The organism is Pseudomonas reinekei, from assembly GCF_001945365.1.
GTDB classification, from domain to species: Bacteria; Pseudomonadota; Gammaproteobacteria; order Pseudomonadales; family Pseudomonadaceae; genus Aquipseudomonas; species Aquipseudomonas reinekei.
Map to the genome: position 1 here is coordinate 1 of NZ_MSTQ01000011.1, position 19231 is coordinate 19231.

Below are 19231 nucleotides of genomic sequence, written 5' to 3' on the forward strand. Positions count from 1 at the left end.
CCAACGTGAAAACCGGCGCCGTGGAGCGTTTGAGCCCGAACAATTACCTGCTCTTCGCCAACGCACCGCTGCGGCATTACTTTGTGTTCGCCGCGCACCGGCTGGCGATGCTGGTCCGTGAGATTCGCCGGGTATCACCCGATGAAACCATCAGCATCATGGGCCACAGCCAGGGCACCTTGATCGCGCTGTTGGCGCAGGCCCTGTTGATGGACAAGGGCCAGCGCTGCGCCGACACCCTCATTCTCGTGGACTCGCCTTACAGCGTACTGCCCAAGGTCACGCCCAAAGACCATGACACCCTCGCCACACTGATCGGTATTGTCAGCGCGGTGACGCAAACCCCTCATGCGCAGCCACCGTTGTCCGCGCTCCGGGATATCAAGACCTATGGCGGGCGCAGCGGCCCTCGCTGGTCGCCGACGCAAGGTAGCCGGCCCGATAAAATCGGCAACCACACGGTTTTTCCCGAGCGCGACAATCGCGGCAAGGTGTATGTGTATTTTTGCCCGGATGACACCACCGTGGCGCTGGATGATGTGCAAGGCATTGGCACCTACGGCGTGCCCGATGCCACGCCGGATGGACGACCGGCAATGACGGCCCTGCAATCCCTCGGCTTTTACCAACGGCTGTGGACCAAGCGCCAGCGCGACGGCGAGCCGGTGCTGGTGGGTAAATCGCCGCAGCCTGAATTCATTCGCGCGCCGGGCGAGCACCGTTACCCGGGCGCGTCCATGCTCATCGGCGTGGCTTCGCAAGCGCCGATCGCCAAGGGGCAGGAACGCCTGATCAATGCCGAGGCCCTGACCCCGCCCCATGCGCCGCAGATGTTTGGCGGCGAAGCCATCCAGGGCAGCCCGACCACTGCCGGCCTGGACAAACCCGATGAAGTTGCCAAAAGCATCGCCCTGGGCAAAGACGCCGCGACCTTTTTGTGGATCAGGATGCCCGCCGAATATGACGCGCCCAACACCACGCAGCAGGAAGCGCTGGCGCGGTTTAACGGATTAACCGAAGACCCGGAGGACCACACCCGCGCCGTCCGCAAAGGCGCGGCCCGCACTCGCACCAGTTCTTTCCACGAGCGCGAGGAAACCCCGCGCGAAGCCCGGGCACGCATGGAGCGTGACCAACGTGAATGGGGTGCCAATTCCTATCACTCGGCGATCCTGCGCAGTCCGGAAAACCAGCGCTGGGTGACGGCGATGGACATTGCCATTGGCCAGGCGCATTGCCTTGACGACCCGCGGATGCGCGAGGTGTTGGTGGCGATTGCGGATTGGAAGATGGACAAAACACTATTCGATCAAGTCGGACGATTACCAGGATGGTCACGACTTAGTGCTGAGGCTCAGTTGTTAGTAAGGGCCAGTCATTTGTATTACGACAAAGGCACTTTTCCACCCTCCGACCTGGTCTCTCTAACACCGCCCTCCCTGCTTGCTGGTAACTCAAAAAAAGGAGGAGCCTTGTGAGCAATCCTCAACACCGAACCCGGACTTTACCGAAACTCAAACCCTACCTCTGGATCGCCGGCGTACTGCTGATCCTTTGGCTCGGCTTCGTCTGGCTTGTCCAAATCAAGGCACAGGAACTCAATATGGAACTTCGTGACATGAACCCGGTAATGCGCTGGGGAATCGCCGCTATTTTGGGGCCCTTGCTGCTGATCTTCAGCGTTCACTGGTGGGGCAAAGCCGTGGCCAGTGAAAAAGCGGGGCTCGCTGCTTACAAAGCCAACGTCGTGGCGCAAATCGCCGAGCGGCAAGCCACGCAAGTGCGGACATATGCCTTGGAAATCCGCGGGGTGGGGCTGGCTGTTGATGATTGGCATCAATCATCGATATGGAGAGAAACAAAAAAAACGAACAACAACTTCACTTCAATCTATTCACGAGACCCCAAGGATTACGATTCTTCTTTGAGTTCTCGGAAAATCACGAGGGATATTAATGTACGAGTTACGTTCAAGCATTCAGCAAGCGGGTCAGTAGCGTACTGGCCAATCCCGGTGTTTTCCATCGCGCCGCCCAAGCAACCGTCAGATACAGGAGCTGCGGATAATATTCTCAACGGGCGCAACGCCGCCACGCTCGGGGTCACGCTGTTTTTGTGGCAAGACGCAGAAAACACAACCCATGCCCAGGGCATGATCGAGCGATTGTTCCAGTTCTTCGATGACAACCCAGAAGTGCCCCAGGCCTTGATCGTGAGCGAGGATGGCGACGTCACGCGAGACGGATTGCGGGTTATAGGAACTCCGGGATTGCAGAACGGTCATGTCGTCCCGACGGTCTACGAGAGCATGGCCGGGTTGCTGGTCACCCGCTCGGATCGTGTGGATCGGTACATTCGTCGTTATGCCACCCACGAACGTGAGGACAACCAGAACAAGGACACTGATTTGGGCAACCTCTGGGCTTTCTATTGGGACCGTGATCGAGCATTTACCGATTGGTACGAAACCGCAGCACGTGCCAATGCATTAGAGGCGCCCTATGCGCCTACCACCATGTCCACCGCCTACTGGCAATCCCAACTCCCCACCCTCTGGCAAACCATCAGCAACCGCGGCCCCGGAGAGTTCGAACCTTCGCCATGGCTACCCATCCGCTGGGCCCAGCACCAGGTCAAAGAGTTCGACGCCGCGCCGGTGCTGGGTTATTTGCATCGCCCGATCAAGGTCTCGATGCAGGATGAACACGGCAAACGGCTCAAACCGGCATTGCAGGCCAAGGCGCTGCAAGCCGGCTGGTTGCAGGCGCTGGATACCCTGCCCGAAGGGCATAAGCCGGTGCGTGTGTTCTACGACACCACCGACAATCAAGAAGCTGAAATCGCCCTGACCCTTGCCTTGCACGGCCTGAATACCGACGGCCACGGCATCGAGTTGGGCAATGTCGACGAGGGATACAACATCGGGCGACGCCTGGGGAATACCGGGGTGAGTAGTGCGCTGGTGGAGATCAACCTGGCCACCATCGCGAGCTATCTGGACGGTGGAACCAGTGCGGTGGTTTACGCCGGTGCAGATGGCAGCCTGACGGTGCAAATGATCCGCCCTCCGAGCGAGGCCCGCAAAGAGAAAAACCGCAAGAACCGAGGCGCCGACCCTTTCAAATTCGGGTCGCCTAGCGGCGGAGTACCCAAACCATGAAGCACCCCATCTGCCTGAGTGACGCTACAAGTAGCGGCGGCGAAGTAGTCTCCTGCCAGCTCAAGGGCACGCATACCCTCAATGGAAAAACCCCGGCGGTGTTGGGCGACAAGGCTTACTGCCCGCTGCATCTGGGCGAGTTTGCCTTCGTCGAAGGGCATCCGCGCCGGCGTATGAATGGCATTCCGGTTGTATTGGAGGGCCATCTCCTGGCCTGTGGTTGTCATGGCGTAGCGAGCACTGCCCGGAATGTGCAAGTGGTCTAGGTCGAAAGTTGTGCAGCGTCGGGTGGCTTCAGTTTTGTGCACAAAGAAGCCGACAGCGATGTCGGCTTCTTTGTGCGCGCGGACTATTAAAATCCACGGATGATTCTGGACTTGAGATCCGTATGGAATCGATCCGCATTCGTCCTGTTGACGCTGCGCACAGACTCGCTGCCGTTCACCGACTCCAGTGACATCGATCGCTTGATGGTCGATTCGTTTCGATAGGCGTCAATGAAAAACTCAATGTCTCTGTTGCTGGTCAGCTTCGGCCATTTGTCGAGATACAACGGCAGTTCTGTCGGGCCGGTCTTGAAAGAACAAATGCGTCGGTTGGTGATGGTCGCCTCGCCGATTTCGAACGGCACCCACCACGACAGCGCGGTTTTTTCCGATACCACGGCGAGCAGGTGCGTGCATTCACTGATGTTGCGCGTGATCACCCCGGTGATGTCGTCGGTGGTCTGGGATTCGGCGTCCAGCACATCGAGGTAGGTCTTGATGTTGGCCTGCATCAGGCGGGTGTTGATGTTGACCGCATGGGCGCGATCCATGTGGCGGTAGCTGATAAACACTGGCATCAGAAATGTCCCTTGATCGCGAGTTCGCGGTAATAGGCGCCGAGCGCGGTGAGGCGGCAGCCGGTGGAGTGAATGGCGGCGTAATACATGTGTTCGGCGTCAACCGGTTCGATCAGGCTGTGACGATTGCACTTTTGCAGTTGCGCGAAGACCTCGCCGTGCTCTGGGTTGAATTCAGGCTCGGTGGGCTCAAAGCTCGGGGCGAGGGGATATACCGATTCCGCTTCGGCAAACCAGTCGGGCAGCTTGCGCAGGATTTCCTTGGGGATCAGCGGCGACACTTCGCGCAGGGAGATGAACTGCGACACGTTGGTCTTGAACACCGGGCGCTGCTCCCAGGCGTCGAGCGCATTGTCGACAAACGAATAGAGGCTGCCGGGGGTGATCTTGCCGAGGATGTTCGCGGCGCCACCGTGCAAGGCCTGGAGCAACAAGCCGGTGAACACGCCATGCTGCCCGCCTTCCATGGCTGGTTGCTCTTTTTTGCAGGCGGTGAGAATGGTCATGCCTTCGTCCACTACGCTGCTTTCACTGCGCAAGGCGCGTAGTTCGCCGGCCGAGCCGCTCTGGCAGCAGTCGAGAATGATCACCTTGTTTTTGATCCTCGTCGCTTTGCTCGCCCAGTTGAGAATATCGCTGAGGCGAATCCCGTCCTTGGCGCTCTTGTAGTCTTGCGGGATCAACATGCCTTCGTCGGTGTCGGTGTCAAAGCTGCCATGACCGGCAAAATACAGCAGCGCCACATTGCAGTCCCCGGAGAATAATTCGCGGATCTGGTCTTCGAGTTTTTCCCGGCTCAGGTAATCCTCGGCGGAGGTCAGCACGACGTTCTTGAAGTTCGGATCGCCATTGGCGTCAGTCTTCAGCACAGATGCCATGGCCATGGCGTCGTTGCTGCAACCGCTCAGGCGCGAGACATGGGTGTAGTCGTTGATCCCGATAAACAGTCCCTTGCGCATGGTTACACCGCCGTGTGCAGGCGAATGGCGCTGATGATGCTCTTGGTGTTCCACGCGCACTCGGCATGGGCGGCGTTGCGTACCACCGTGGAAATGCGCTCGGCACCAAACGGCTTGATGGCGATGATCACCTTGCCCATGCGCCTGGCAATTTCGATTTCCTTGTTGATCCACTTGCTGTAGGTGGAATACATCCCGGCCATGATCAACACCGCCGAGCACGGACGAATCTTGTTTTCCAGAGCCACTTCGAGCTGCTTGTCGGTTTTGGCGTCGACAATCGGGTTGTGAGTCGGGACCGAAAAGTTCTTGTAGGTGAAATCCGGCTGCGCATTGAGCAGGCGCACAAGATTGTCGTGGGCGTGAGGATAGGTCCACGAATGGCTGATGAACAAATGGTAGGTCTGCATGGGTGTCCCTCGGTGTCGCAGAAGTGCGAAGAGGGCTTGAACTTAGGCCATTGGCTGGCGGCCACAAGGGGCTGAGCGTTAAAGAGAAATGCCCTACAGGTGCGCGCGCAGACGCCCTACAGAAAGGTCTGATAGTTAAGTGGTTGGGGGAATTAAACAGCAGAACCGGCAACTCACCGCCCCGTTGGACCAGGGGCGGTGGACGCGACTGTTTAGTAGCCGTTTTCCGGCAAACTGGCGATGATCGAGCGGTAGCTGTTCATCCGTTGCTGTTGCACGCGGCCCTCTTCGAGGGCTTTGAGCAGCGCGCAACCGGGTTCGCGGTCATGCTTGCAGTCGCGGAAACGGCAGGTGCCTAGCAGGTCGTTGAACTCGATGAAACCGGCCTCGACGTCGGCACGGCTGACATGGCCCAGGCCGAATTCGCGGATACCCGGGGAGTCGATCAGCTCACCGCCACCGGGGAAGTGGAACAGCCGCGCGGTGGTGGTGGTGTGAGTGCCCTGGCCGGACAGCTCGGACAACGGGCCGACGCGGGTTTCGACTTCCGGCAGCAGGCTGTTGACCAGCGACGACTTGCCGACGCCGGACTGGCCGACGAACACGCTGATGCGTCCGTCCAACTGCTTTTGCAGTTGCTCCATGCCGTTGCCGTGATGGGCCGACACTTCCAGCACCGGATAGCCGAGCGTGCGGTAAACCGCCAGCAGGGCATTGAGCGCCGGGGCGTTGTGCTCATCGATCAGGTCGAACTTGTTCAACAGCAACAGCGGCTTGATGCCCGCGTGTTCGGCGGCGACAAGATAACGGTCGATGAGGTTGGCGTGGGGCTCAGGCAGTGGTGCGAAAACGATGACGATCATGTCGACGTTGGCGGCAACCGGCTTGAGCTGGCCACGGCTGTCCGGACGGCACAGTTCGGTGTTGCGCGGCAGTTGCGCCACGATCACACCGATGCCCTGGTTGCCGGCACGCCAGACAACCTGATCGCCCGTCACCAGCGCCGGCAGGTTGGCACGCAGGTGACAACGGAACACCTTGCCGGCCAACTCGCCGTCGCGGGCCTCGACCTCGACCTGCACACCGAAGTGCGCGATCACCAGGCCGTGCTGTTCCGGACCCAGGTCGCCACCCTCAAGTGCCTCGACAGCCGAGGACTCGCGTTTGGCGGCGCGGGCAGCGCGCTCGCCCTGAATCTTTTCGATGCGCCAGTTTTGACGACGATTGAGTTGGCGTTTGGCCATGGGTGTTCCGTATCAAGAATGCAGCGATTAGGTAAAACGGCCGCGAGTTTAGCACGCCCAGCCACCGGGCTAGGCTAAACTGCGCAGCATTGCCTAGGAGCCGACACATGCAAAATTCGCAGAACCTGATCTGGATCGACCTGGAAATGACCGGTCTGGATCCGGAAAACGACGTCATCATCGAAATGGCCACCATCGTTACCGACAGTGACCTGAACACGTTGGCCGAAGGTCCGGTGATCGCCATCCACCACAGCGACGCAGTCCTCGCCCGTATGGACGAATGGAATACCCGCACCCACGGCAACTCCGGCCTGACCCAGCGCGTGCGCGACAGCCGTATCAGCATGGCCGAAGCCGAAGCCGAGACCATCGCGTTTCTGGAAAAGTGGGTGCCGAAGGGCAAGTCGCCGATCTGTGGCAACAGCATCTGCCAGGACCGTCGCTTCCTTTATACGCACATGAAATCCCTGGAAAGCTATTTCCATTACCGCAACCTCGACGTGTCCACGCTCAAAGAGCTGGCCGCACGCTGGGCGCCGGACGTGCGCGACAGCTTCAAGAAGGGCAGCACCCACCTGGCGCTCGACGACATCCGCGAATCGATCGCCGAGTTGCAGCATTACCGCAAACACTTCATCAAGTTCTGATCCTGGAATCCGACCTGTAGGAGCCGGCTTGCTGGCGATGGGGCCATTGAGGACGCCATCGCCAGCAAGCCGGCTCCTACAAGTAGTGGTGCCCTCTTTTGGTGCCTTGGGGAAGTGAGTAGACTGCGCGGCTTTTTGCAAGGATCGCCACCATGTTGCTGATGCTCTACCTGATCGCCATCACCGCCGAAGCCATGACCGGCGCCCTGTCTGCGGGGCGTCGTGGCATGGACTGGTTCGGCGTGGTGCTGATCGCGTGCGTCACGGCGCTGGGCGGTGGTTCGGTGCGCGACGTGCTGCTCGGCCACTATCCGCTGACATGGGTCAAACACCCGGAATATCTGGTCCTGACCACCATCGCAGCGATGTTCACCGTGTTCACCGCACGCTGGATGCGTCATCTGCGCTCGTTGTTTCTGGTGCTCGATGCCGTGGGTCTGGTGGCGTTCACCCTGATCGGCTGCATGACCGCCCTGGAAATGGGCCATGGCATGTTGGTCGCGTCCGTTAGTGGCGTGATCACCGGGGTATTCGGCGGCATCCTTCGGGACATCTTCTGCAACGACATTCCGCTGATTTTCCGCCGTGAGCTATACGCCAGTGTCTCGTTCGCCGCGGCGTGGTGTTACATGCTTTGCCTTTACCTGAATTTGCCGGGAGAGCAGGCGATTCTGATCACGCTGTTCGGTGGTTTCCTGTTGCGACTATTGGCAATCCGGTTCCACTGGGAAATGCCGAAATTCGTTTACAACGACGAAGCCTGACGCTTGGCATGTTGCTTCAGCGCCCATTCGACGTGCTCTCGCACCAGCTCAGACGGATAATCCCGCCGCGCTTTCAACGCTTCCAGTACCGGAATCGTTGAAGGCGCATTGCCCAGGCCCACCGCCAGATTACGCAGCCAGTTTTCATAACCGGTGCGGCGCAGTGGCGAACCTTCGGTGCTGCTGAGGAATTTGTCCTCGTCCCACATGAACAATTCCGCCAGCCCTGCGTTGTCCAGGTTGTGGCGTGGCTTGAAATCGCTTTCGCCGGTCGGACGGGCAAAGCGGTTCCATGGGCAAACGATCTGACAGTCATCGCAACCGAACACCCGGTTGCCGATCAGTGGGCGCAGGTCTTCGGGAATGGCGCCCTTGAGTTCGATGGTCAGGTAGGAAATACAGCGTCGGGCGTCCAGCACGTAAGGGCCGACGAAGGCGTTGGTCGGGCAGATGTCCAGGCAGGCGCTGCAGCGGCCACAGTGTTCGGTGGCGTGGGGCGGGTCCACCGGCAGGGGCAAGTCGACGAACAGTTCGGCGAGAAAGAAATAGCTGCCAGCCTTGCGATTCAACACCAGGGTGTTTTTGCCGATCCAGCCCAGGCCGGCCTGTTCGGCGATGGCTTTTTCCAGCACGGGCGCGCTGTCGACAAAGGCGCGAAAGCCGAACGGGCCAATCTGGGCCTGAATCTTGTCCGCCAGTTGCTGCACGCGTTTGCGGATCAGCTTGTGATAATCGCGACCCAGGGCATAACGCGAGACGTAGGCTTTTTCCGGTTGGGCCAGCACTTTCGCCATGTGCGTATCGCCGGCCAGGTAGTCCATGCGCAGCGACACCACGCGCAACGTGCCCGGCACCAGTTCTTCGGGGTGTGAGCGTTTGCTGCCGTGGGCACCCATGTAGTCCATTTCGCCGTGGTAGCCGGCTTCGAGCCAGCGCTCCAGATGCTGCTCATGCTCGGCCAGGTCGAGGCCGCTGATGCCAACTTGCTGAAAGCCCAGCTCACGGCCCCAGTCCTTGATGGATTGGGCGAGGGCGGGCAGGTCTGTGGTAATAGCAGGCATGAGGCGAGAGAAACCGGAGCTGAGGTGCGTATAATTCTGCCAGACATCGGAGCCCGAAGACGCATGCCGCACACTAAAGATGAATTACCCGACGCGCTGTACAGCGCCGCCCAGGTGCGAGCACTCGATGCGAGCCTGATCGCGGCGGGTACGCCGGGTTTCCAATTGATGCAGCGCGCGGCGCGTGCGACCTGGCGTGCACTGGTCCGCCAATGGCCGACAGCGGGCGAGTTAAGCGTGCTGGCCGGTCATGGCAATAACGCCGGCGACGGCTATCTGGTGGCTGTGCTGGCCCGCCGCGCGGGATGGTCGGTGCGGGTACTGGCGGTCGGCGACCCGCAGCGTTTGCAGGGCGACGCGGCACTGGCCCACGCCGAGGCCGTCTCTGAAAAAATCCTTATCGAAACCTGGACGGCTCAGTCCGGGTTGCGCGGCATCGTGCTGGACGCCTTGCTCGGCACCGGTTTGACCGGCGACGTGCGCGAGCCGTACCGCAGCGCGATCCACGCGATCAATGCCGTCGGGCTGCCGGTGGTGGCGGTGGATACCCCTTCAGGGCTGTGCGCCGATACCGGTCGTATCTTGGGGAATGCAGTGCAGGCCGAACTGACCGTCACGTTCATTGGCTTGAAACTGGGATTGTTCACCGGCGATGCGGCGGATGTGGTGGGCGAGCTGGTTTTCAATGATCTGCACGCCGACCCGCAACTGCTTGAAAGCGCGCCAACCAGTGCCCGTCGTCTGTCAGCCAGTAATCTTCCGCGTCTGGCCACCCGTACACCGGCCTCCCATAAAGGCCGATTCGGCCATGTCTTGCTGATCGGCGGCGATCGCGGATTCGGTGGTGCGATCCTGCTGAGTGCGCAAAGTGCGCTGCGCAGCGGCGCCGGCATGGTGTCGGTGGCGACCCGCAGCGAACATGTGCCTGCCGCGCTGGCGAGAATCCCCGAAGCCATGGTGCTGGGCACCTCATCAGCCAATCAGTTGATGGGATTGCTTCAAAAGGTTTCCGTATTGGTCGTCGGGCCCGGACTCGGTCAAGCTGCGTGGGGGCGCAGCCTGTTGTCCGCCGCCGCCAACGCACCGTTGCCGCAAGTCTGGGACGCCGATGCGCTGAACCTGCTCGCCGAGGAGCGCGTGGCGCTACCGAAGGATTGCGTGATCACGCCGCATCCGGGTGAAGCCGCGCGGTTGTTGGGGATCAGCACCGCGCAGGTCCAGGCTGATCGACCTGGGGCGGCCCATGCGTTGAGCAAAAAATACACAGCTGTCGTTGTGCTCAAAGGTGCCGGGAGTTTAATCGCCAGTCCTGACGGACGGTTGGCGGTCTGTCATCAAGGGCACCCGGCAATGGCCACCGCCGGTTTGGGCGATGTGCTGGCCGGTTTGGTCGGCGCGTTGCTGGCCCAGGGCATGGCGACGTTCGACGCGGCCTGCCTGGCGGTCTGGCTGCATGCCAATGCCGGGGCCCGGCAAGGTAAATTCGGCCGTGGGCTGGCGGCCAGTGATCTGATACCAGCCATTCGTCAGTTGATGGAGGAGCAAGCACCGTGTCTGAAGTAACCCTGTACCTGGCTGATGAAGAAGCGATGACCGCGTTTGGCGCGCGTATCGCTCAAACGACTCAAGGGCACGGTTTGATTTTTCTGGAAGGCAATCTTGGCATGGGCAAAACCACGCTCTCCCGGGGCATCATCCGTGGCCTGGGTCATGTCGGGGCGGTGAAAAGTCCTACCTTCACCTTGGTTGAACCCTACGAAATCGGTGACATTCGCGCCTTCCATTTCGACCTGTATCGCCTGGTCGACCCTGAAGAGCTGGAATTCCTTGGTATTCGCGACTACTTCGAAGACGATGCGTTGTGCCTGATCGAGTGGCCCGATAAAGGTGCAGGCTTTTTGCCAAAGCCTGACCTGACCATTACCATTAGCCCGCAAGACAGCGGACGCTCGCTGAAAATTTTATCCCAGGGTTCGCGTGGCGAAGCCTGGTGTGCCGCTTTGGCATTGGAATCCAAATAAATGATGGGGTTAGGTATGCGCTTTCGCGCGTTGGTTGCTGCCGTTGGGGTGTTGTTTTTGGCGGTGACCGTCGACGCTGTGGCCGAGACGAAGGTCAGCAGTGTTCGCCTGTGGCGGGCGCCGGACAACACGCGGCTGGTGTTTGACCTGACAGGTCCCGTGCAGCACAGCGTGTTTACCCTGTCGGCGCCCGACCGTCTGGTCATCGACATCAATGGGGCAAGTCTTGGCGCGCCGCTGAATGTCAACACCTCCAATACGCCAATCACTGCCATGCGCTCGGCTCAGCGTACGCCGACCGACCTGCGGGTGGTCATCGACCTGAAAAAGGCGGTTACGCCGAAAAGTTTCTCCCTGGCCCCCAATGCCCAGTACGGCAACCGACTGGTGGTCGACCTGTTCGATAACCCGGCTGATGCCGCGCCGCCGCCTGCACCGACGCCGTCGGTCGCCACGGTGCCTGCCGTACCGGTTACGCCGGCGGAGCCTGCAATCAAGTTGCCGCCAGCCCCGGCCGGCAAGCGCGACATCATTGTGGTGATCGACGCCGGCCACGGTGGCGAAGACCCGGGTGCGTCCGGCTCTCGCGGTCAGCGTGAAAAAGACGTGGTGCTGCAGATCGCCCGCGAAACCCAACGCCAGGTCAACGGCATGAAAGGCTTCCGCGCGGAGTTGACCCGTACCGGCGACTATTTCATCCCGTTGCGTGGCCGTACCGAAATCGCCCGCAAGAAGGGCGCCGACCTGTTCGTTTCGATTCACGCCGACGCCGCGCCTTCGGCCGCTGCGTTCGGTGCTTCGGTGTTTGCCCTGTCTGATCGCGGCGCCACTTCTGAGACCGCCCGCTGGCTGGCCGACAGCGAAAACCGTTCCGACTTGATTGGTGGTGCCGGCAACGTCAGCCTCGATGACAAGGACCGGATGCTCGCCGGCGTGCTGCTCGATCTGTCGATGACCGCCTCCCTGACCTCCAGCCTGAACGTCGGCCAGAAAGTCTTGAGCAACATTGGCCGGGTCACGCCGCTGCATAAGCAGCGTGTCGAACAGGCCGGGTTCATGGTGTTGAAGTCGCCGGACATTCCGTCGATCCTGGTGGAAACCGGGTTCATCTCCAACGCCAACGAAGCCTCGAAACTCGCGGCTTCGAGCCACCAGCAAGCGCTGGCGCGTTCGATCAGCAGCGGCGTGCGCCAGTTCTTCCAGCAGAACCCGCCACCAGGCACTTACATTGCCTGGCTGCGTGACTCCGGGAAGATCGCCCAGGGTCCGCGTGACCACCGCGTCAGCCCGGGCGAGACGCTGGCGATGATCGCCGTGCGTTATCAGGTGTCCCCGGCCGCCTTGCGCAGCGCGAACAAGCTGTCGAGCGATGAGCTGAAGGTCGGTCAGCACCTGACCATCCCGGGTAATGATCTGGCGGCCAAAGAATGAATCAGGTCGTGAACAACGGCGCGCGCATCGAGCTGCTCAGCCCGCGACTGGCGAACCAGATTGCCGCCGGTGAAGTCGTTGAACGCCCGGCTTCGGTGATCAAGGAACTGCTGGAGAACAGCCTCGACTCCGGTGCCAGGCGCATCGACGTCGACGTGGAGCAGGGCGGGGTCAAGCTGCTGCGGGTGCGCGACGATGGCAGCGGTATTTCCGCCGATGACCTGCCGCTGGCCCTGGCGCGACACGCCACCAGCAAGATTCGCAATCTGGAAGACCTCGAACAGGTAATGAGTCTGGGCTTTCGCGGCGAGGCATTGGCGTCGATCAGCTCCGTAGCACGCTTGACCCTGACGTCCCGCACCCGTGATGCCGACCAGGCCTGGCAGGTGGAAACCGAAGGCCGGGACATGGCACCCCGCGTGCAGCCCGCTGCCCATCCGGTGGGCACCTCGGTGGAAGTGCGTGACCTGTTCTTCAATACCCCAGCGCGGCGCAAGTTTCTCAAAACTGAAAAAACCGAATTCGATCACCTGCAAGAGGTGATCAGACGCCTGGCCCTGGCACGCTTCGACGTGGCCTTCCACCTGCGCCACAACGGCAAAACCATCCTCAGCCTGCACGAGGCCCATGATGATGCGGCCCGTGCCCGGCGCGTGGCGGCCATCTGCGGCCCGGGTTTTCTGGAGCAGGCGCTGCCGATCGAAATCGAGCGCAATGGCCTGCACCTGTGGGGCTGGGTCGGTTTGCCGACCTTCAACCGTAGCCAGGCGGATTTGCAGTATTTCTTCGTCAACGGTCGTGCCGTGCGCGACAAACTGGTGGCTCACGCGGTGCGCCAGGCCTATCGCGATGTGTTGTTCAACGGCCGGCACCCGACATTCGTGCTGTTTTTTGAAGTCGATCCGACCGGTGTCGACGTCAACGTGCACCCGACCAAGCACGAAGTGCGCTTTCGCGAAGGGCGCATGGTCCACGATTTCCTTTACGGCACTTTGCACCGGGCGTTGGGCGATGTGCGACCGGATGATCATCTGGCGGCACCGGTGGCGACGGCGATCGTCCGGCCTACCGGTCTGGATGCCGGTGAGTTCGGTCCCCAGGGTGAAATGCGCCTGGCAGCCAATGCGCTGCTGGAGCAGCCACAGGCTCAGCCTTCATTCAATACGCCTGCCGGTTCAGGTGCTGGCGCCGGTTATCAATATCAATACACGCCGCGTCCGCAGTCCGCCGTGCCGGTCGCTGAAGCGCAAGCGGCCTATCGCGAGTTTTTCGCACCGCTGCCCGAGGCCAATGCCGTCGCACTGCCGGCAGGGCAGGACGATATTCCTCCGTTGGGTTACGCGCTGGCGCAGCTTAAAGGTATCTACATCCTTTCGGAAAATGCCCAGGGCCTGGTGCTGGTGGACATGCACGCCGCTCACGAACGGATCATGTATGAGCGTTTGAAGGTCGCGATGGCCAGCGAAGGCTTGAGCGGCCAACCGCTGCTGGTGCCGGAGTCGCTGGCGGTCAGCCAACGTGAAGCCGATTGCGCCGAAGAACACGTCGCCTGGTTCCAGCGTCTGGGCTTTGAATTGCAGCGCCTTGGCCCGGAAACCCTGGCCATCCGGCAGATTCCGGCACTGCTCAAACAAGCCGAAGCCAACCGCCTGGTCGCTGACGTTCTGGCCGACTTGATGGAGTACGGCACCAGCGATCGCATCCAGGCGCACATCAACGAACTGCTCGGGACCATGGCGTGCCACGGTGCGGTTCGGGCGAATCGGCGTCTGGCCTTGCCGGAAATGAACGGTCTGCTGCGTGACATGGAAAACACCGAGCGCAGCGGTCAATGCAACCATGGCCGACCGACCTGGACCCAACTGGGCCTGGACGATCTGGACAAACTGTTCTTGCGCGGTCGTTGATGAGCCAGCTCCCACCTGCGATTTTCCTGATGGGCCCGACCGCCGCCGGCAAGACCGACCTGGCCATCGAACTCACCAAGGTCCTGCCGTGCGAGCTGATCAGTGTCGATTCGGCGTTGGTCTACCGTGGCATGGACATTGGCACCGCCAAACCGTCGAAAGAGCTTCTGGCAGAGTTTCCGCACCGGTTGATCGATATTCTCGACCCGGCCGAGCCTTATTCGGCCGCCGATTTTCGTCGTGACGCCCTCGAAGCCATGGCCGATATCACCGCGCGGGGAAAAATTCCGCTGTTGGTAGGCGGCACGATGCTCTACTACAAGGCGTTGCTCGAAGGCCTGGCGGACATGCCGGCGGCTGATCCCGAGGTCCGCGCGCAAATCGAAGAAGAGGCTGCGCGCCTTGGCTGGCAAGCCCTGCACGACCAATTGGCAGTGTTTGACCCGGTTTCTGCGGCGCGGATTCATCCGAACGACCCACAACGTCTGAGTCGAGCGCTGGAAGTTTATCGTGTGAGCGGTCAAAGCATGACTGACCTGCGCTTGCAACAATCTGCGCAAAGTACTGAAGCAGCCGCTTCGGGACGGCAACAATTGCCCTATACTGTCGCGAACTTGGCCATTGCTCCGGCAAATCGTCAGGTATTGCACGAGCGAATTAAACAAAGATTCACTTTAATGTTGGAACAGGGATTCATTGACGAGGTCGTAGCCCTGCGCAAGAGAAGTGACCTGCATGCCGGGTTGCCGTCTATACGTGCAGTAGGCTACCGCCAGGTCTGGGACTACCTGGATGGCAAGCTGACGTCAGCCGAGATGCAGGAGCGTGGAATCATTGCCACGCGCCAGTTGGCGAAACGCCAGTTCACATGGCTGCGCAGTTGGGCTGATTTACACTGGCTGGACAGCCTGGATTGCGACAATCTGCCGCGCGCCTTGAAATACCTTGGGACCATCTCCATATTGAGCTGAGTCCTTGCAATTGCCGTCTATCCTTGGGGGTGTGGCGGCCAAAGCCATCTGTTTACCTATTTTTTATATTGAATCCTTAAAGGAGTGCGGCACATGTCAAAAGGGCATTCGCTACAAGACCCTTACTTGAATACTTTACGTAAAGAGAAAGTTGGGGTTTCCATTTACCTGGTCAACGGTATCAAACTGCAAGGCACGATCGAGTCGTTCGACCAGTTCGTTATCCTGCTGAAAAACACCGTCAGCCAAATGGTTTACAAACACGCTATCTCTACAGTGGTGCCGGTTCGTCCAATTCGTCTGCCTAGCGCAACCGAATCTGAAGCCGGTGACGCTGAGCCAGGTAACGCCTGATAGGAGTCTCCTTTGTTCTTTGAGCGCCACGGTGGTGGTGAGCGAGTGATCCTCGTTCACTTGGATGGACAGGACCCTGAGGCGCGCGAAGATCCGCAGGAGTTTCAGGAGTTGGCAAATTCGGCCGGCGCCGAGACCGTCGCGTTTTTCAACGTGCCGCGTCATCGGCCAACCGCCAAATTCCTGATTGGCAGCGGCAAGGTCGAGGAGCTGCGCGACCTGGTTAAAGCCGAAGAAGCCGATCTGGTGATCTTCAATCACGTCCTCACGCCCAGTCAGGAACGCAACCTCGAACGAGTCTTCGAGTGTCGCGTGATCGATCGCACCGGTCTTATTCTCGATATTTTCGCCCAACGCGCCCGTACCCATGAAGGCAAGCTCCAGGTAGAACTGGCCCAGCTTGACCACATGAGCACCCGGCTGGTTCGTGGCTGGACTCACCTTGAGCGTCAGGGTGGCGGTATCGGCATGCGTGGCCCGGGTGAAACCCAGCTGGAAACCGACCGCCGTTTGCTGCGGGTTCGCCTGCGGCAGATCAAGGGGCGGCTGGAGAAGGTGCGCAGCCAGCGCGAGCAGTCGCGACGCGGCCGTATGCGCGCGGATATTCCTACCGTGTCGCTGGTGGGATACACCAACGCCGGCAAGTCCACGCTGTTCAATAACGTCACGAAGTCCGACGTTTACGCGGCTGACCAATTGTTCGCCACCCTGGACCCGACTCTGCGCCGTCTGGATCTGGACGACCTGGGGCCGATTGTCCTGGCGGACACGGTAGGTTTCATTCGCCACTTGCCCCACAAGCTGGTCGAGGCATTTCGGTCTACCCTCGAAGAGTCGAGTAACTCCGACCTATTGTTGCACGTGATCGATGCGGCCGAACCGGATCGCATGTTGCAGATCGAGCAGGTGATGGTGGTGCTGGGCGAGATTGGCGCCCAGGACTTGCCGATCCTCGAGGTCTATAACAAACTCGATTTGCTTGAAGGCGTTGAGCCGCAAATCCAGCGCGACGAAAACGGCAAGCCCCAGAGGGTCTGGCTGTCGGCGCGTGATGGCACGGGGCTGGAATTGCTTGAGCAAGCCATTGCCGAATTGCTTGGCAGTGATTTGTTTGTCGGTACCTTGCGCTTGCCGCAACGCTTCGCCCGACTGCGTGCGCAGTTTTTCGAACTCGGTGCGGTACAAAAGGAAGAACACGATGACGAAGGCATCAGTTTGCTGGCCGTTCGTTTGCCTCGAGCCGAGTTGAATCGACTGGTGAGCCGCGAAGGTTTGCAACCGCTGGAATTCATCGAGCAACACACTTTGCAATAAAAGCCTGACAAAGCGGTTGTGCCGTGGTGACAGGCATTCTGTAGCATTGGTCGGCGCGCCGTGGGTGCGTCTTTGCTTTATCAGATGGAGAGCGCTATGGCTTGGAATGAGCCGGGTGGCAACTCGAATAATCAGGATCCTTGGGGTGGCAAGCGTCGCAATAACGGCGACCGCAAGGGACCACCAGATCTCGACGAGGCCTTCCGAAAGCTGCAGGAAAGCCTGAACGGGTTGTTCGGTGGTGGTAAGAAACGTGGTGATGACGGCGGCGGTTCGGGCAAGAGTGGCGGCTTCGGCGGTCTGCTCGGCATCGGCCTGGTCGTGTTGGCGGCCGTATGGCTGTACAGCGCGGTCTATGTAGTCGACGAGCAGGAGCAGGCCGTTGTGCTGCGCTTCGGCAAGTACTACGAAACGGTCGGCCCGGGTCTGAACATCTATTTCCCGCCGATCGATAAAAAGTACATGGAAAACGTCACGCGTGAGCGTGCGTACACCAAGCAGGGCCAGATGCTGACTGAAGACGAGAACATCGTCGAAGTGCCGCTGACCGTGCAGTACAAAATCAGCAACCTGCAGGATTTCGTGCTGAGCGTCGATCAGCCGGAAATCAGCCTGCAGCACGCGACCGACAGCGCATTGCGCCATGTGGTGGGTTCCACCGCCATGGACCAGGTGCTGACCGAAGGTCGTGAATTGATGGCCAGCGAAATCAAGGAGCGTCTGCAACGCTTCATGGATACGTATCGCACCGGTATCACCGTCACCCAGGTCAACGTACAGAACGCGGCAGCCCCGCGCGAAGTGCAGGAAGCCTTCGACGACGTGATCCGCGCCCGTGAAGACGAGCAGCGTTCGCGTAACCAGGCTGAAACCTACGCCAACGGCGTTGTGCCGGAAGCCCGTGGTCAGGCCCAGCGTATTCTTGAAGATGCCAATGGCTACCGTGACGAAACCGTCTCGCGCGCCAAGGGTGAGGCCGATCGCTTCACCAAACTGGTCGCCGAGTACCGCAAGGCACCTGAAGTCACCCGCCAGCGTCTGTACCTGGACACCATGCAGGAAGTCTTCAGCAACACCAGCAAGGTTCTCGTGACCGGTAACAAGAATGGCCAGAGCAACCTGCTCTACCTGCCTCTGGACAAGATGGTCGAAAGTGGTCGCAGCACCAGCACTCCGGTGACCGGCGCGGCAGCCAGCAGCAATGAAGCGAATGCGCGTGCGGCAGCTGATCTGCAGCAACAGCAAGCACGTACCCGGGAGAGTCGCTGATGAGCAATAAATCGCTGATCGCCCTTATTGTCGGCGTCGTCGTGGCGATCGCTGCCTGGAACTGCTTCTACATCGTGGCTCAGACCGAGCGTGCGGTGTTGCTGCAGTTCGGTCGCGTGGTTCAGACCGATGTCCAGCCAGGCCTGCATGTGAAAGTGCCTTACGTTAACCAGGTGCGTAAATTCGACGCACGCCTGATGACGCTCGATGCACCGACACAGCGCTTCCTGACGCTGGAAAAGAAAGCCGTGATGGTCGATGCCTACGCCAAGTGGCGTGTGAAGGACGCCGAGCGTTACTACACCGCGACTTCCGGTCTCAAGCAAATCGCCGACGAGCGTCTGTCCCGTCGTCTGGAATCGGGTCTGCGTGACCAGTTCGGTAAGCGCACCTTGCACGAAGTGGTGTCGGGTGAGCGGGATGCGTTGATGGCTGACATCACCGCGTCGTTGAACACGATGGCGGAAAAAGAGCTGGGCATTGAAGTGGTCGACGTTCGGGTCAAGACCATCGACCTGCCTAAAGAAGTAAACCGCAGTGTGTTCGAACGTATGAGCACCGAGCGTGAGCGTGAAGCTCGCGAGCACCGCGCCAAGGGTAACGAGCTGGCTGAAGGTATTCGTGCCGATGCCGATCGTCAGCGCCGCGTATTGTTGGCTGAAGCCTATCGTGAATCTGAAGAGGTTCGCGGTGACGGTGATGCCCAGGCCGCTGCGATCTACTCCAAGGCCTACGGTCAGGATCAGGAGTTCTACGCGTTCTACCGTAGCCTGCGTGCCTACCGTGAAAGCTTCGCGAACAAATCCGACGTCATGGTCCTGGACCCAAGCAGTGACTTCTTCCACTACCTGGAAAAAGCCAAGCCTTGATAC

Annotated in this window: 19 protein-coding genes; 14 read left to right on the forward strand and 5 right to left on the reverse strand. The window is 60.1% G+C overall.

Going from position 1 to position 19231, the window contains the following annotated elements:
* From BVK86_RS18215 to BVK86_RS18225, 3 genes are all read left to right on the forward strand, one after another.
* A partial coding sequence (locus tag BVK86_RS18215) for an effector protein Tle3 domain-containing protein (protein ID WP_075947730.1) occupies window positions 1-1478 on the forward strand: 1478 nt, incomplete at its 5' end.
* Window positions 1475-3160: a type VI lipase adapter Tla3 domain-containing protein gene (locus BVK86_RS18220; protein ID WP_083659336.1), complete on the forward strand. Its 1686-nt coding sequence runs from the start codon at window positions 1475-1477 to the stop codon at window positions 3158-3160. The genes BVK86_RS18215 and BVK86_RS18220, both read left to right, overlap by 4 nt.
* Window positions 3157-3426, forward strand: coding sequence for a PAAR domain-containing protein (locus BVK86_RS18225; RefSeq protein ID WP_075947731.1), 270 nt, complete (start codon window positions 3157-3159; stop codon window positions 3424-3426). Before BVK86_RS18220 ends, BVK86_RS18225 begins: the two co-directional genes overlap by 4 nt.
* A gap of 86 nt (window positions 3427-3512) precedes the next feature.
* Here the strand turns inward: BVK86_RS18225 and BVK86_RS18230 are convergent, their stop codons facing one another.
* The 4 genes from BVK86_RS18230 to rsgA form a co-directional block, all read right to left on the reverse strand.
* Entirely contained in the window at window positions 3513-4004 is a 492-nt protein-coding gene (locus BVK86_RS18230; RefSeq protein ID WP_075947732.1) for a toll/interleukin-1 receptor domain-containing protein, read from the reverse strand.
* The gene (locus BVK86_RS18235; RefSeq protein WP_075947733.1) at window positions 4004-4963 is read right to left on the reverse strand and encodes a caspase family protein; all 960 of its coding nucleotides are present in this window, start codon (window positions 4961-4963) and stop codon (window positions 4004-4006) included. Before BVK86_RS18235 ends, BVK86_RS18230 begins: the two co-directional genes overlap by 1 nt.
* 2 nt (window positions 4964-4965) lie before the next feature.
* Window positions 4966-5373 (reverse strand): TIR domain-containing protein, encoded by a 408-nt coding sequence (locus BVK86_RS18240; RefSeq protein ID WP_075947734.1) that lies wholly within the window; start codon window positions 5371-5373, stop codon window positions 4966-4968.
* Window positions 5374-5585: 212 nt separating this feature from the next.
* A complete protein-coding gene (gene rsgA, locus BVK86_RS18245) occupies window positions 5586-6617 on the reverse strand; it encodes a small ribosomal subunit biogenesis GTPase RsgA (protein WP_075947735.1) in 1032 nt (343 codons plus the stop codon).
* A 107-nt stretch (window positions 6618-6724) separates the two neighbouring features.
* On the opposite strand from rsgA, the gene orn reads away from it, so the two are divergent.
* A complete protein-coding gene (gene orn / locus BVK86_RS18250) occupies window positions 6725-7267 on the forward strand; it encodes an oligoribonuclease (RefSeq protein WP_075947736.1) in 543 nt (180 codons plus the stop codon).
* Window positions 7268-7419: 152 nt separating this feature from the next.
* A complete protein-coding gene (locus BVK86_RS18255) occupies window positions 7420-8031 on the forward strand; it encodes a trimeric intracellular cation channel family protein (protein WP_075947737.1) in 612 nt (203 codons plus the stop codon).
* Here BVK86_RS18255 and queG read toward each other — a convergent pair.
* Window positions 8013-9092, reverse strand: coding sequence for a tRNA epoxyqueuosine(34) reductase QueG (gene queG, locus BVK86_RS18260; protein ID WP_075947738.1), 1080 nt, complete (start codon window positions 9090-9092; stop codon window positions 8013-8015). The two genes, BVK86_RS18255 and queG, sit on opposite strands and share 19 nt — an antisense overlap.
* A gap of 63 nt (window positions 9093-9155) precedes the next feature.
* Here queG and BVK86_RS18265 point away from each other — a divergent pair, with 63 nt between their 5' ends.
* The 9 genes from BVK86_RS18265 to hflC all read left to right on the forward strand — a co-directional run bounded on the left by BVK86_RS18265 (window position 9156) and on the right by hflC (window position 19228).
* Window positions 9156-10655 carry a bifunctional ADP-dependent NAD(P)H-hydrate dehydratase/NAD(P)H-hydrate epimerase gene (locus BVK86_RS18265; protein WP_075947739.1) on the forward strand — a complete coding sequence of 500 codons (1500 nt, stop codon included), beginning with the start codon at window positions 9156-9158 and terminating at the stop codon, window positions 10653-10655.
* Complete coding sequence (tsaE, locus tag BVK86_RS18270; protein ID WP_075947740.1) at window positions 10643-11113, forward strand: tRNA (adenosine(37)-N6)-threonylcarbamoyltransferase complex ATPase subunit type 1 TsaE; 471 nt, start codon at window positions 10643-10645, stop codon at window positions 11111-11113. Before BVK86_RS18265 ends, tsaE begins: the two co-directional genes overlap by 13 nt.
* Entirely contained in the window at window positions 11114-12544 is a 1431-nt protein-coding gene (locus tag BVK86_RS18275) for an N-acetylmuramoyl-L-alanine amidase (protein WP_075947741.1), read from the forward strand.
* Window positions 12541-14451, forward strand: a complete 1911-nt coding sequence (mutL, locus tag BVK86_RS18280; protein ID WP_075947742.1) for a DNA mismatch repair endonuclease MutL — start codon at window positions 12541-12543, stop codon at window positions 14449-14451. Before BVK86_RS18275 ends, mutL begins: the two co-directional genes overlap by 4 nt.
* Window positions 14451-15422 (forward strand): tRNA (adenosine(37)-N6)-dimethylallyltransferase MiaA, encoded by a 972-nt coding sequence (gene miaA / locus BVK86_RS18285; protein WP_075947743.1) that lies wholly within the window; start codon window positions 14451-14453, stop codon window positions 15420-15422. Before mutL ends, miaA begins: the two co-directional genes overlap by 1 nt.
* Window positions 15423-15515: 93 nt before the next feature.
* Window positions 15516-15776 (forward strand): RNA chaperone Hfq, encoded by a 261-nt coding sequence (gene hfq, locus BVK86_RS18290; protein ID WP_007902656.1) that lies wholly within the window; start codon window positions 15516-15518, stop codon window positions 15774-15776.
* Between the two features lie 12 nt (window positions 15777-15788).
* Window positions 15789-17090, forward strand: coding sequence for a ribosome rescue GTPase HflX (gene hflX, locus BVK86_RS18295; protein ID WP_075947744.1), 1302 nt, complete (start codon window positions 15789-15791; stop codon window positions 17088-17090).
* A gap of 96 nt (window positions 17091-17186) precedes the next feature.
* Window positions 17187-18359, forward strand: a complete 1173-nt coding sequence (gene hflK, locus BVK86_RS18300; RefSeq protein WP_075947745.1) for an FtsH protease activity modulator HflK — start codon at window positions 17187-17189, stop codon at window positions 18357-18359.
* A complete protein-coding gene (gene hflC / locus BVK86_RS18305) occupies window positions 18359-19228 on the forward strand; it encodes a protease modulator HflC (protein ID WP_075947746.1) in 870 nt (289 codons plus the stop codon). The genes hflK and hflC overlap by 1 nt, the downstream gene beginning before the upstream one ends.
* Window positions 19229-19231: the final 3 nt, after the last annotated feature.